The following is a 12979-nucleotide window of genomic DNA, read 5'->3' as shown; positions in this document are numbered from 1 at the left end:
AGAGCTTCCGGTCGCATCGACTGGGCTGCGGCAGCCCGGGGGGATCAGGCGTCGATGACGAGTCTCCCGCTCTTGCAGCCCGAGACACACACCATCATGACGTTGTTTGCCGCCCGTTCGGACGGACTCAGGACAGAGTCGCGATGGTCCGGCACGCCCTCGAGAACCATCGTTCGGCATGCCCCGCAAATTCCCTCGGTGCAGCTGTGCTCCTTCTGGATTCCCGCGTCCAGGAGGGTCTGCAGTAGCGTTCTTCCCCGCGCGACCTTCAGCGTCATGCCGGACCTTCGAAGCGACACGGTGTAGTCCGGGTCGCTCTCTGACGGCGCCCGGGTGTTGCTTGCCGAGAAGCGTTCGACGTGCACGTGCGCTCGTCGGAGATTCGCGCATGCCGTCTCGAATGCCGCGAGCATGGGCGCGGGGCCGCAAGCGTAGTAGTGGGCATCCGGCGCCTTGCTGCCAATGAAGGCCAGGAGGTCTGGCGGACCATTGCGTTCGTCGTCGAAGTGCCAGGTGATGGGCACCCCCAGTGCCTCCAGTTCGGGGGCGAAGGCGGCGTCGTCGCGCGTGCGTGCGGCGTAAAGCAACTCGGCCGATTGCCCGAGTTCGCGCAGTTGCCGCAGCATGCAGAGGATGGGCGTGATGCCGATGCCCCCTGCGACGAAGACCGAATGCGCCGCCCGGCGATCGAGCCGGAAGTTGTTGCGCGGCTGCGAGATCGAAAGCTCCATTCCGACCCGAAGGTGCTCGTGGATGTATTTCGAGCCGCCTCGGCTGTTTCGGTCGTTCAGCACGCCGATCAGGTAGCTTCCGGTGCTGCCCGCGCGGCCGCAGAGCGAGTAGCTCCTCACCATGCCGTCCGGCAGGCGAAGGTCGATGTGCGCCCCGGCTTCGTAGCCCGGAAACCCGGCGCCGTCCAGCGGACGCAGCTCGATCGCGAGCACCCCGCCGGTCTTGCGCGTGATCTCGTGGATGCGGGCGTTGGCGCGCTGTGTCGCTTCACCGCGCTTGCGAGGAGGGTGGTAGATGACGAGCATCTCCAGCGATTCGCCGCCGGTGTTCCTGAAGGAGTGGGGGTCCCCCGCCGCGATGGGGCTGACAGATCCCGGCCGCACTTCCCTGATCTCGTCGCCCACCGTGACTTCCCCGACGCCCGACAGCACATAGAAGACGTGTGCGTGCGGCTCCACGTGGGTGGGTGAGGACCCGCCCGGGCCGACCGTGGTGAGTTCGATGCTGTAAGCGTTGTCGGTGAACGCGGCATCGACGACGGTCTTGTAGCCCGCCTTCTTGATGAAAAGGCCGGTCAATGGCGTCCACGGCACTTCGTCGACGTGCCAGGTGATGCCGTCCGCCCGGCCCGAGGCGTGGTGAGCCGACGCGTCGCCGGCGAAAGATGTGTCGTTCATGGTGGTCTGCTCCTTTACTGCCTGCCTTTGCACTCAATCGGCCTTCGCGCCCGAGTCGCGCACGACTTGTTTCCACCGACCTTGCTCGGCCTTCAGAAATCGGGCGAAACCTTCCGGCGTCTCGCTCAAGGTACGGAAGCCCAGGTCCTGCAAGGCGCTTTTCATCTCAGGGCGCTGCGACACCGCGTTGGCATCCGAGTTGATCTGCGAGACGATCCTCGACGGCGTTGCGGCTGGCGCGAGCAATCCGAACCACGCGCGAAGTTCGAAGCCGGGCAAGCCGGATTCGTCGATCGTCGGCACGCCGGGCACGAGGGGCGAGCGCTCTTTCCCGCTGACGGCAATGGCCTTGAGCCTGCCTGAGCGCACGTAGGGCGCGGCGGTCGGCACGGCGACGAACATCGCCGCGACGTGGCCGCCCATGACATCGGAGAGTGCCGGAACGACGCCCTTGTAGGGCACGTGAACGAGATCGACCTGCGCCATGCTCTTGAACATCTCCATCCCGAGATGGTGCTGGCTGCCGGCGCCACTGGAGCCATAGGTCAGCGCGGGCCGCTCGTTGCGGGCAAGCGCGATGAACTCGCGGACGGTTGCCGCGGACGACGATGGCTGCGTCACCAGCATGAAGTCGACGCTTGCCAGCAGCGCGGCGGGGGCGAAGTCCTGCAGCGGGTCGAAGGGCAGCCTGCCGTAGATGAAGGGATTGATGGCGAGTGGACCGTCCGAGCCCATGAGCAGGGTGTATCCGTCGGCCGCGGCTCTGGCCACATAGGCTGCCGCGATGTTCCCGCCGGCGCCCGGGCGGTTCTCGACGACAACGGGCTGCGCCCAGCGCTGCGACAACTGCTGCGCGATGGCCCTGGCGAGGACGTCGGGGCTTCCACCTGGTGTGTAGGGCACCACGATGGTCACCGGCCTGGACGGAAAGACCGTGTCCGGCGTCGCCGCCCATGCCGGCAACCCGGCGGTGACGAGCAGCGCGAGCACCCAGCCTGTGAAGCGGCGCAGCAGCCCGGTCAATGGACGATCGAGGTATCTCATATGTTTCTCCGGAGAGCTGAATGAAGCGTTGGTTGGACTTTAGTAATGACGTACATATTGCGCAATATTGATCACTAAAATCAACGCATGAGCAGTACGACCGACTATCTGACGCGCGAGGAAGTCCTCGAGAGCCTGGGCATCAAGGCGGCAACCCTCTATGCCTATGTGAGCCGCGGCCTTCTGAGGAGCGTGCGCACGCCGCAGTCACGCTACAGCCTCTATCGTCGGGACGAAGTCGAGCGGCTCGGCGCCCGGCGGCGCGGCGCAAAGGGCCGCGTGGGCGCGGCCGCCGGTTCCATGCGTTGGGGCGAGCCGGTGGTGTCGACCAGCATCACACGCATCGGGCCGGAAGGACCGTTCTATAGAAACCGATCGGCGCAGGATCTGGCGCAGTCGCAGGTGTCGTTCGAGGCCGTGGTTCAGTTGCTTGCCACCGGCTTGTGGCAGCCGGCTGCCGGCGCCTGGGGACCGGTGGCAACGCCGAGGGACACGCTGCGTCAACTGCGCATCTGGCCCCAGGCGCATGGAAGTGCCGATGTCGGCCGTCTGTTCGCCGCGGCCGTGTTGTCCCTCGGGATGGAAGGGCGAGGTCAGGACGAACTCGCGGGGGCGGCTCCCGTCTCGCCGACGCGACTCATCGTGCAGACCTTGGCAGGCTGTCTGGGCCTGGTGGCCTCGCCCCGCAAGTTTGTGGAGCGCAAGCCGGCCGAGTCGATGGCCGGCCTGGTGCTTCGCGCGGCGGGCGCCCATGCGAGCGACGAGGCGCGGCTGCTTGTCAACCAGACGCTCGTCATGCTGGCCGACCATGAACTGGCCGCCGCCTCCTTCGTGTCGCGGGTCGTGGCGTCGACCCACAGCGACCTCTTCAATTGCGTGGCTGCCGCCATCTGCGCCCATGCCGGGTCGTCGGCGGCTGCGGCGGCCGATCTCGTCGACCAGCAGCTCTTTGCTCCGCTATCGAACCGCAGTGCCGCGTCAGTCCTCGCGCTGGTGAGAGCACGCGGCGCCAGCACCTTCGGGTTCAACCACTCGCTGTATCCCGATGGCGACCCCAGGGCGAACTACATACTGGGCCTGGTGGAGCAACTCGGTGGCCTGGACGCCGGCGTGCGGCGCTTCCTCACGCTGCTGCGGAAAGCCCGCGTCGAAGCCGGGGCGCACCCGGGCCTGGCGGTGGCCCTCGTCGCCGTGGTGCGCGCCTTGCGGATGACGCCCGACTGCGCAGGGGCGATCTGGATGATCGGCAGAGCGGCAGGCTGGATCGCCCATGCCTCGGAGCAGCGGACACAGGCCTTCATGATGCGCCCGAGAGCGCGCTACGCAGATGTGATGGAGGCTTCCCAGGCCTCAGGACCGTTGCTGGCGTGACCCTGGCACATACGGTTCAACCTGGTCCTGCTCCGCGGGATGGTTCCTGGCCACCACGGCGCGAGCGGGCTGCGTTGCACTCAGGTTGATGGCCTCGTGGGGCACGCCGGGAGGCACGAAAAGAAAGTCGCCCGCCTGACTGACGACCTCGTGCTCGAGCTCGGCGCCCCAGCGCGTGCAGACTGTCCCCTCGAGCACATAGATACCGGTCTCGTAGCCCACGTGAACATGCGGCTGCGCGCGTGCGCCCGGCGGAATGACGACCAGGTGCATGGACAGGCCCGTCGCGTTCACCGTCTGGCCGGAAATACCGACGAAGTAGGGCAGCTTCTGCTTCGTCATGACTTCGCGATCGGGGCGAAGACCTTGGACTGCGGGTGTCGGCTGGTTCATGGTGATGCATGCTCCGCGCGGGTGTGAAGTGGCGTCGTCGACAAGGTCGAGCGCCAGAAACTTCGTGCCCGGAATCGGGTTGAACACGTAGGGCTCGATCGGCCTGAAGCCCAGGGACTGGTAGAGGCTTTGCGCCGCGCCCATTGTCGGGAGCGTATCGAGGCAGATGCGGAAGTACCCCGCCTCGCGCGCCTCCTGACAGATCCGCTGCGCGAGTCGTCGCCCGAGCTGCTCGCCGCGTGCCTGAGGGCGTACGTAGAGGCGCTTCATCTCGCAGGCCTTGGTGTCGATCGGGCGAAGCGCGATGCACCCGAGTGCCTGCGTGCCTTTCCATGCCAGCAGTATCCGGCCGGCAGGTGCCTCGTACTTGCCGGGCAGGGCCGCGACTTCGGCCTCGAAGCCCTGGAACTCGAGGTCGACGCCCAGGCTTTCGGCGTATTCACGAAAGAGCTTGCGCACCTCATCGAGGTCGCGGGGAAGTTCGGCAGGTCTGATATCGATCATCGTCGGGGATGGGCTGCGCAGTGGTGGTGACGGACAGATTCTGTAACCGCGGGAGCACGCTGGACAAGTCCTGTCAGACTGTCTGCCCAATGTTGCCGATACGAACCGACATGATGAACTCGAAGCTTCTTCCCACTGTCCCCGAGCGCTACCTCGCGCGCGTGCGTGAGCTCTTGATGAGCGGCGAGCGCAAGTTGCTCGGCCTGGTCGGCCCGCCCGGTTCCGGCAAGTCGACGCTGGCGGCGGCCCTTCACGACGCCTTTCCCGGGGTGTCCCAGGTGGTCCCGATGGACGGCTTCCATCTTGCCAACGTGGAATTGCAGCGGCTCGGGCGCTCCGCCCGCAAGGGCGCGCCGGACACCTTCGACAGCGCGGGCTATGCCGCCATGCTGCGGCGGCTGCGATCGCAGCGCGACGGGGAAATCGTCTATGCGCCCGAGTTCCGGCGCGAGATCGAAGAGCCGGTGGCGGGCGCCATCCCGGTGCTGGCGCGGACGCAACTGGTGATTACCGAGGGCAACTACTTGTTGCTCGACGGCGGGCCCTGGGCGGAGCTTGCATCGCTGCTCGACGACGTCTGGTATGTGGACGTCGACGACGATCTGCGGACGGATCGTCTCGCCCGCCGCCACCAGCAGTTCGGCCGCAGCCGGGAGGATGCGCTCGATTGGGTCGCCGGGACCGACGAACCGAATGCCCGCCTGATCGCAACGACCAGGCCGAATGCGAAGCTCGTCTTCCGTTGGGATGGTGCTTGAGGACGCCGCGGCTCGGGCGTGAAGGCGCTATCAGCTCTTCTTGGACGTCTTGGCGAAGAATTGCGTCGGCTGGTGCTCGACGTCCTCGCTGCCGCAACCGGGGCAACGCAAATGAGCGGTTTCGTGCTCGGCAACGTGTTCGATGTGCTCGAAAACCTCACCGCACTTCAGGCAACGATATTGGTATGTGGGCATAGCGCTCCTCCACCGTGAGAGCAGGCGGCGCATTCTGCGTGTCCGCGACCGCCCGCCCATCGGAGCCTCATCCTAAAACGATGGTGCTTCCTTTGAAAGTCTTTGAAGCTTTTGGCAACACAGCGAGGGAAAACCTCATTACTGTCTAACAGCCGCTCACTACGATGAAGTCATATGAACTCCGTGCGCACGCTGGACGCGGTTTCCGAGACACTGCATGCCGGTGGGGCCGCTGCCGCCCTCGCGTACCTCAATGACGGCGTCCCGCACCGGTTCAGCGCTGTCTACCGGCTTTCCGGACCGATCCTGCACAACGTGCTTCTGCACGACAAGGCGGGTCGGATCCGGCCTGACTTTCTCGCCGTCGTGCCGTTCAGCCGGAGCTTCTGCCAGTTCGTGGTTCGCGACGGCGCCTTCCGCACCGACAATTCCGTCGCGGACCCGCGGCTGGTCGGGCATCCGCTTCGGGGAATCGTGATCTCGTATCACAGCGTGCCGGTGCTCGATCGCGACACGGGGCAGCTCTGGGGCACGCTCAGTCACTTCGACATGAGGAACCTGCACCTGCCTGACGAGGAGTTCGAACTGCTTCAACACGCGGCCGAGATTCTCCCGCCATTCCTGGCGGAACTTTGAGGCCGCCGGGCCTTTCGTTCAGTCGGCAAAGTAGCTGGCGGGTGCCTGCTCGCGCAGCGCCGCCAGGTGTGCCGTGATGTGATTGATGTGGGATGCGACGCTCGCACCCAGACCTGCCACGTCGCGAGACGCCATCTGCGCCAGCATCTGTTCATGCTCCTTCAGCGCGCGCTCGGCGTGTCCGGCCACATGGCCGAGCAGCAGCCAGCGCACACGGTCGAACTGGCGCTTGATGGGCTCCAGCATGGTCCAGATGTGTTCGCGACCCGCAAACTCGAACAGGCGTCGGTGCATCAGTTCATCCAGTTCGGAAAACCTGTCGATCTCGCCGCTCAGGACCGCGTTGCGCTGACGTTCGACGATCTGGCCGAACTCGGCGAGTTGCGCGGGTGTGATGGTCTGTGCGAGTTGCACATGGCTTGCGCATTCCAGGGTGCTGCGCACGAAGCGGCCTTCTTCCAGGAGTGACATGCGCACCGGCGCCACGATCGTTCCGACCTGCCGGTAGATCAGCACCATCTGCTCTTCGGCCAGTTGCGCCAGGGCTTCGCGCACCGGCGTGCGGCTCACATCGATCAACTTGGAGATCGTCGCCTCCGACAGCGCCGTGCGCGGGGGCAGGGTGCCTCGCACGATGGCTTCTCTCAATTGGTTGTGCACCTGCGCGGTGTAGGAGCGCGTGGGGTCGAGGCTGAAGCCGGTCAGCGCGGCGACCAAGGGACCTTCGCCGCGTGGCTGATCGGCATTGGGGAGGGCACTGGCTGAGGCGCGGGGGGGCATGTGGATGGCACTTCCTGATGGGATGAACCACTCTACACCATGGTAGTGAACAGGGCAAAGACCCGAATGTCAGGGTTTCCCCGCTGTTTTGCCCCTCATGTGGCTTCTAGACTCGCCTCATCGTGCCATACCACCATGGTACTGTGGTGAACCATCGGAGACGACACGGATGCCTTCGGCAACAGACCAGAACTCGCGGCTTTCGCAGGGCAACCTGAGTCGCCTCCATGACGGCGTCGCGAGGCCGGCCTACGACCGTGCCCGCCTGGGGCGCGGCATCGTGCATCTCGGTCTGGGCGCGTTCCACCGCGCCCACCAGGCGCTCTACACCGAGGCGGTGATCGCGCAGGGCGACCTTCGCTGGGGCATCGTCGGCGTGAGCCTGCGCGACCCGAGGGTGTCCGAGGCCCTCGCGGCGCAAGACCATCTTTACTCCGTGACCGAGCGCCACGGCGGCGACGCGCGCACACGGGTCGTCGGCGCGCTGCGCGGCGCGCTGTGCGCGCCGAGGGAGCTCGAGCAGGTCATCGCGGCCATCGCCGACCCCGCGACGGCCATCGTGACCAGCACCGTCACCGAAAAGGGTTACAGCCAGAACCCGGCGACCGCCGAGCTCGACATCGACGCCGCCGGCGTGCGCCACGACATCGCGAATCCGCGGACGCCGCGAACCACGCTCGGCGTGCTGGCCGCTGGCATTCAGCGCCGCCCCTCGGGCGCACCCTTGACGCTGGTGTGCTGCGACAACATGGCCGGCAACGGCAATACCTTGCGCAAGCTGCTGGTGCAGTATGCGGACGCGGTCGATGCGAAGCTCGCTCGCCGGATCGAAGCCGAGATCGGCTTCCCCAACAGCATGGTCGATCGCATCGTGCCGGCGGCGACGCCTGCCTCCCTGGATGCGGCCGCCGCGCGGCTCGGCCTGCGCGACGAGGCTGCGATCGTCTGCGAGCCCTTCACCCAATGGGTGATCGAAGACCGCTTCGCCGGCATTCGACCCGCCTGGGAGGACGCGGGCGCCTTGCTGACCGGCGACGTCCGCCCGTATCAGGCGATGAAGCTGCGCCTGCTCAACGGCACGCATTCGGCGCTCGCCTACGCAGGCCAGCTGTGTGGACTGGAGACCGTGTCCGACGCCATGGCGCATCCGCTGGTGGGCGGCTTCGCTCGCCGCCTGATGCTGGAGGATCTGCGCGCGACCGTCGCGGCCCCGCCGGGATACGACGTGCTCGCCTACTGCCACGAATTGCTCAGGCGCTTCGAGAACCCGACGCTGGCGCATCGCACGCAGCAGATCGCCATGGACGGCACCCAGAAAGTGCCCGTGCGCTGGCTGCCCGCCTTGCGCGAGAGCCTGGCCGCCGGCGTGGAACGCCCGCAGCTCGAGCGCGCGGTGGCGGCCTGGTTGCACTACCTTGCCACCGGGCGCGGCGACAGCGGCGAAGCCTTGCTCATCAGCGACCCGGGCGCCGCGGCGCTCGCCGCTCGCGTGAGGCAGGCCGCCAACGACACCGACGCGGCGAACGCCGCATTGGCGCACGGCGCCGTGTTCGGCAGCGAGCCCTGGCCGCCGGCTTTCGTCGCCCGTCTGGCCCGGCACCTGTCCACCCTGCGCCAGGGTGGCATGACGGCGCTGCTGGCCCCTTGAATCGCACATTCCGACCAACCCCATCACAAGACTTACCGGAGACACCGTCATGACTTTCGCGCCCACTCGCCGCCAGTTCGCCGCCGCCATCGCCGCCACCGGCGCGGCGGCCGCCTTGCCGACCCGCTTCGCCTTCGCGCAAAGCGAGATCAAGCTCAAGTACGGCACGGCCTTCCCGGCCGACCACCCGGGGACCTTGCGCATCAAGGAGGCAGCCGAAGCGATCCGCAAGGAGACCGGCGGTCGGGTCGACCTGCAGGTCTATCCGACCAGCCAGCTCGGCAGCGAGCCGGACATGATCTCGCAGACGCGCGCCGGCGCCATCGACATCATGTCCACCGCCGGCACCAACCTGCAGACGCTGGTGCCGACCGCCGGCATCAACGGTGTGGCGTTCGCGTTCAAGGACTACGACGCGGTGTGGGCCGCGATGGACGGCGACCTCGGCGCCTATGTGCGAGCCGCGCTGGTCAAGGTCAACCTCCATGCCTACGAGAAGTGCCTCGACAACGGCTATCGCAATATCACGTCCGCCAGCAAGCCGATCGTGACGCCGGCCGACCTCAAGGGCTTCAAGATCCGCGTGCCGGGCATCCCGCTGTGGATCTCGATGTTCAAGGCGCTGGGCGCATCTCCCACCGCGATTCCCTTCGGCGAGCTCTACTCGTCGCTGCAGACCAAGGTGGTCGATGGGCAGGAGAACCCGCTGGCACTGATCCAGAGCGCCAAGCTCTACGAAGTGCAGAAGTACTGCTCGCTGACGGCCCATACCTGGGATGGCCACTTCATCTTCGGCAACGCGAAGAAGCTGCAGGCCCTGCCCAAGGAGGTCCAGGAGTCGCTTTCGAAGAACCTCAACGCAGCGGCCCTCAAGCAGCGCGAGGACATCGCCAGGCTCAACGCCGACGCGCAGGCGCAACTGACCAAGCTGGGCGTGATCTTCAACAAGCCCGATCCGGCGCCGTTCCGCGAGATGCTCAAGAGCGCGGCCTTCTACGCCGAGTGGAAGGGCAAGTACGGCGACGAGGCCTGGGCCAAGCTCGAGAAGTACTCGGGCAAGCTCGTCTGACGCCTGACAGCCCGCCACGAACGATCAGGAACGCGCCATGCAGTCCACCGTCGACCCGCTCGATATCGTCCCGCCTGCCACCTCGCGCTGGTTCGACCGGTTGCTGGCATGGGTCACCGAAGTTCCCGCCGCCGCCATCGTGGTGGCCGAGATTCTCATCCTGGGAGGCGGTGCCTTCTCGCGCTACGCGCTGCATGCGCCAATCACCTGGACGGACGAGCTCGCGAGCATCCTGTTCCTGTGGCTGGCAATGCTCGGATCGTGCATCGCATTGAGGCGTGCCGCCCACATGCATCTCACGACCTTCGTCAAGGACCTGGCGCCCGCGAGGCGCGCCTGGCTCGACGCGCTGGGGATGTGCCTGGTGGTCGCGTTCCTGGTCATGCTGGCCGGGCCGGCCTGGGACCATTGGCACGAGGAGATCGAGGTCTCGACGCCGGTGCTCGGCATCAGCGAAGGCTGGCGCGCGGGCGCGGTGTTCACGGGCGCCGTGCTGATGATGGTGACCGCCGTGGGGCGGCTGGTCGAGCTGGCGAGCTGGAAGCAGATCGCGGTCGCCGGCGGCGCCGTGGCGCTGGGTGGCGCGGGGCTGTGGCTGCTGTCGCCGATGCTGGTCGGCCTGGGCAATCTCAACCTGGTGATCTTCTTCCTGCTGATGCTCGTGGGCTGCATCGTGATCGGCGTGCCCATCGCGTTCGCCTTCGGCCTGGCGACCATGTCCTACCTGGCGTTCTCGACCACCACGCCGATGTCGATCATGCCCAACCGCATGCAGGAAGGCATGTCCCACCTGATCCTGCTGGCCGTGCCGCTCTTCGTCTTCCTGGGCTCCCTGATCGAGATGACCGGCCTGGCCCGCGCCATGATCAACTTCCTGGTCAGCCTGATCGGGCATGTGCGCGGCGGCCTGCAGTACGTGCTGCTGGGCGCCATGTACATCGTGTCGGGCATCTCCGGCGCCAAGGCGGCCGACATGGCCGCGGTCGCGCCGGCGCTGTTCCCGGAGATGAAGAAGCGCGGCAGCAAGGAGGGCGACCTGATCGGCCTGCTCTCGGCGTCGGGCGCGATGTCCGAGACCATCCCGCCGAGCATCGTGCTGATCACGGTCGGCTCGGTGACGGGGGTGTCGATCACCTCGCTGTTCGTCGGCGGCTTGATGCCGGCCGTGGTCGGCCTGGTGCTGATGGCCCTGGTCGTCTGGTGGCAGACGCGCCGGGAAGACATGACGGGCGTGACCAAGGCGACGCGGGGGCAGATCGGCAAGCTGCTGCTGGTGGCGCTGCCGGCGCTCGCGCTGCCGGTGATCATCCGCACCGCCGTGGTCGAGGGCGTGGCGACCGCCACCGAGGTGTCGACCATCGGCATCTTCTACACCTTGCTCGCGGGCCTCTTCATCTACCGCCAGTTCGACTGGCGCCGCATCTACCCGATGTTGCTCGACACGGCATCGCTGTCGGGCGCGATCCTGCTGATCGTCGGTTGCGCCACCGCCATGGCCTGGGCGCTGACGCAGTCGGGCTTCGCGCAAGACCTGGTCAGGTTCATGACCGCGGTGCCGGGCGGCAAGATGGGTTTCCTGCTGGTTTCCGCCCTGGCGTTCGTGGTGCTGGGCAGCCTGCTCGAAGGCATCCCCGCGATCGTGCTGTTCGGGCCACTGCTGTTTCCGATCGCCAAGCTCGTCGGCGTCAACGAGGTGCACTACGCGATGGTCGTGATCTTCGCGATGGGCCTCGGGCTGTTCGCGCCGCCCTTCGGCGTCGGCTTCTATGCCGCTTGCGCGATCGGCCGGGTATCGCCCGACGTCGCGATGCCGCGCGTCTGGCCCCACATGGCGGCGTTGTTCGTCGCGCTTCTGCTGCTGGTGTTCGTGCCCTGGTTCTCGGTCGGCTTCCTGTAGGCACGAGCAGCGGCCGGCCACCACCCCTACTTCCTTCCTGGAGACTGAATTGAAGATCGAACGCATCCAGACGATCGTCACTTGCCCTGGCCGCAACTTCGTGACGGTGAAGATCGTCACGGACGAAGGCGTCCACGGCCTGGGCGACGCCACGCTCAACGGCCGCGAACTGGCCGTCAAGTCCTATCTCGACGAACACGTCTTTCCGTGCCTCATCGGCCGCGACCCGCGCAACATCGAGGACATCTGGCAGTACCTGTACCGCGGCGCCTACTGGCGGCGCGGCCCGGTCACAATGACGGCCATCGCCGCCATCGACATGGCGCTGTGGGACATCAAGGGCAAGCTCGCGGGCATGCCCGTGTATCAATTGCTCGGGGGCAAGAGCCGGGACGGCCTGATGGTGTACGGCCACGCCAACGGCCGCGACCACGCCGAGGCGATCGAGGCCGTGCAGAAACACGCCGAGGAGGGCTTCAAGGCGATACGCGTGCAGTCGGGCGTGCCGGGCCTGGCCAAGACCTACGGCGTCGGCAAGGTCAAGGGCTTCTACGAGCCGGCCGAGAAGGGCCTGCCGCCCGAGGAGCCGTGGGACACATCGCTCTACCTGCGCCACACGCCGGAGCTGTTCCGCAAGGTGCGCGAGGCGGTCGGCTTCGAGACGCATCTGCTCCACGATGCCCATCATCGCCTGACGCCCATCGAGGCCGGCCGGCTCGGCAAGGAGCTGGAGCCCTACAGCCTGTTCTGGATCGAGGACGCCACGCCGGCCGAGAACCAGGAGGCCTTTCGCCTGATCCGCCAGCACACCACCACGCCGCTGGCCGTGGGCGAGGTCTTCAATTCGATCTGGGATTGCAAGGACCTGATCAGCGAACAGCTGATCGACTACATCCGCTCGACCATCACGCACGCCGGGGGCATCACCCACGTGCGCCGGATCGCCGACTTCGCGGCGATGCACCAGGTGCGCACCGGATTCCACGGCGCGACCGACCTCTCGCCGGTGTGCATGGCGGCCGCCGTGAACTTCGGCCTGTGGGTGCCCAACTTCGGCATCCAGGAGCTCATGCCGCACACGCCGCTCACGGACGAGGTCTTCCCGCACAACTACCGCTTCGAGGACGGCTATCTGGTGATGGACGAGGTCCCCGGACTGGGGGTCGACATCGACGAGGCGCTGGCTGCGAAGTATCCGTACGAGCGCGCCTACCTGCCGGTGGCACGCCTGGGCGACGGCTCGATGTGGAACTGGTGAGCCGCCTCTCCACCGCA

Annotated in this window: 12 protein-coding genes and 1 pseudogene; 7 read left to right on the top strand and 6 right to left on the bottom strand. The window is 66.7% G+C overall.

What is annotated here, in order from left to right; genetic code table 11:
• Positions 1 to 44 precede the first annotated feature (44 nt).
• Both AC1DNF_RS26695 and AC1DNF_RS26690 read right to left on the bottom strand, forming a co-directional pair.
• Positions 45 to 1409: a cupin domain-containing protein gene (locus AC1DNF_RS26695; protein ID WP_478151669.1), complete on the bottom strand. Its 1365-nt coding sequence runs from the start codon at positions 1407 to 1409 to the stop codon at positions 45 to 47.
• A gap of 33 nt (positions 1410 to 1442) precedes the next feature.
• Positions 1443 to 2453, bottom strand: a complete 1011-nt coding sequence (locus AC1DNF_RS26690; RefSeq protein WP_478151668.1) for a Bug family tripartite tricarboxylate transporter substrate binding protein — start codon at positions 2451 to 2453, stop codon at positions 1443 to 1445.
• Positions 2454 to 2540: 87 nt separating this feature from the next.
• Here AC1DNF_RS26690 and AC1DNF_RS26685 point away from each other — a divergent pair, with 87 nt between their 5' ends.
• A complete protein-coding gene (locus AC1DNF_RS26685) occupies positions 2541 to 3824 on the top strand; it encodes a citrate/2-methylcitrate synthase (RefSeq protein ID WP_478151667.1) in 1284 nt (427 codons plus the stop codon).
• On the opposite strand, the gene AC1DNF_RS26680 is transcribed toward AC1DNF_RS26685, so the two are convergent.
• Positions 3804 to 4217, bottom strand: coding sequence for a cupin domain-containing protein (locus AC1DNF_RS26680; RefSeq protein WP_478151701.1), 414 nt, complete (start codon positions 4215 to 4217; stop codon positions 3804 to 3806). The genes AC1DNF_RS26685 and AC1DNF_RS26680 overlap by 21 nt on opposite strands.
• Before the next feature lie 42 nt (positions 4218 to 4259).
• Positions 4260 to 4721: pseudogene (locus AC1DNF_RS26675) on the bottom strand (GNAT family N-acetyltransferase); the annotation flags it as partial.
• A 113-nt stretch (positions 4722 to 4834) separates the two neighbouring features.
• On the opposite strand from AC1DNF_RS26675, the gene AC1DNF_RS26670 reads away from it, so the two are divergent.
• Entirely contained in the window at positions 4835 to 5479 is a 645-nt protein-coding gene (locus AC1DNF_RS26670; RefSeq protein ID WP_478151666.1) for a nucleoside/nucleotide kinase family protein, read from the top strand.
• Positions 5480 to 5509: 30 nt separating this feature from the next.
• Here the strand turns inward: AC1DNF_RS26670 and AC1DNF_RS26665 are convergent, their stop codons facing one another.
• Entirely contained in the window at positions 5510 to 5674 is a 165-nt protein-coding gene (locus AC1DNF_RS26665; protein ID WP_478151665.1) for an FmdB family zinc ribbon protein, read from the bottom strand.
• A 183-nt stretch (positions 5675 to 5857) separates the two neighbouring features.
• Here AC1DNF_RS26665 and AC1DNF_RS26660 point away from each other — a divergent pair, with 183 nt between their 5' ends.
• The gene (locus tag AC1DNF_RS26660; protein ID WP_478151664.1) at positions 5858 to 6310 is read left to right on the top strand and encodes a GAF domain-containing protein; all 453 of its coding nucleotides are present in this window, start codon (positions 5858 to 5860) and stop codon (positions 6308 to 6310) included.
• Between the two features lie 18 nt (positions 6311 to 6328).
• On the opposite strand, the gene AC1DNF_RS26655 is transcribed toward AC1DNF_RS26660, so the two are convergent.
• Positions 6329 to 7090: a GntR family transcriptional regulator gene (locus AC1DNF_RS26655; RefSeq protein ID WP_478151663.1), complete on the bottom strand. Its 762-nt coding sequence runs from the start codon at positions 7088 to 7090 to the stop codon at positions 6329 to 6331.
• A gap of 169 nt (positions 7091 to 7259) precedes the next feature.
• Between AC1DNF_RS26655 and AC1DNF_RS26650 the strand changes: the two genes are divergently transcribed.
• From AC1DNF_RS26650 to manD, 4 genes are read left to right on the top strand one after another with little or no spacing between them, the layout of a single operon-like run.
• The gene (locus tag AC1DNF_RS26650) at positions 7260 to 8738 is read left to right on the top strand and encodes a mannitol dehydrogenase family protein (RefSeq protein ID WP_478151662.1); all 1479 of its coding nucleotides are present in this window, start codon (positions 7260 to 7262) and stop codon (positions 8736 to 8738) included.
• 49 nt (positions 8739 to 8787) lie between these two features.
• On the top strand, positions 8788 to 9807 hold the full coding sequence (locus tag AC1DNF_RS26645; protein ID WP_478151661.1) for a TRAP transporter substrate-binding protein: 1020 nt from the start codon (positions 8788 to 8790) through the stop codon (positions 9805 to 9807).
• A gap of 37 nt (positions 9808 to 9844) precedes the next feature.
• Positions 9845 to 11704 carry a TRAP transporter large permease gene (locus AC1DNF_RS26640; protein ID WP_478151660.1) on the top strand — a complete coding sequence of 620 codons (1860 nt, stop codon included), beginning with the start codon at positions 9845 to 9847 and terminating at the stop codon, positions 11702 to 11704.
• 49 nt (positions 11705 to 11753) lie between these two features.
• Complete coding sequence (gene manD / locus AC1DNF_RS26635) at positions 11754 to 12962, top strand: D-mannonate dehydratase ManD (protein WP_478151659.1); 1209 nt, start codon at positions 11754 to 11756, stop codon at positions 12960 to 12962.
• Positions 12963 to 12979 lie beyond the last annotated feature (17 nt).

The sequence above is a fragment of the Variovorax sp. 01T432 genome (genome assembly GCF_056398605.1).
Note: the sequence above shows the minus strand (reverse complement) of the source record. Positions and strands in the feature narration are given on the sequence as shown.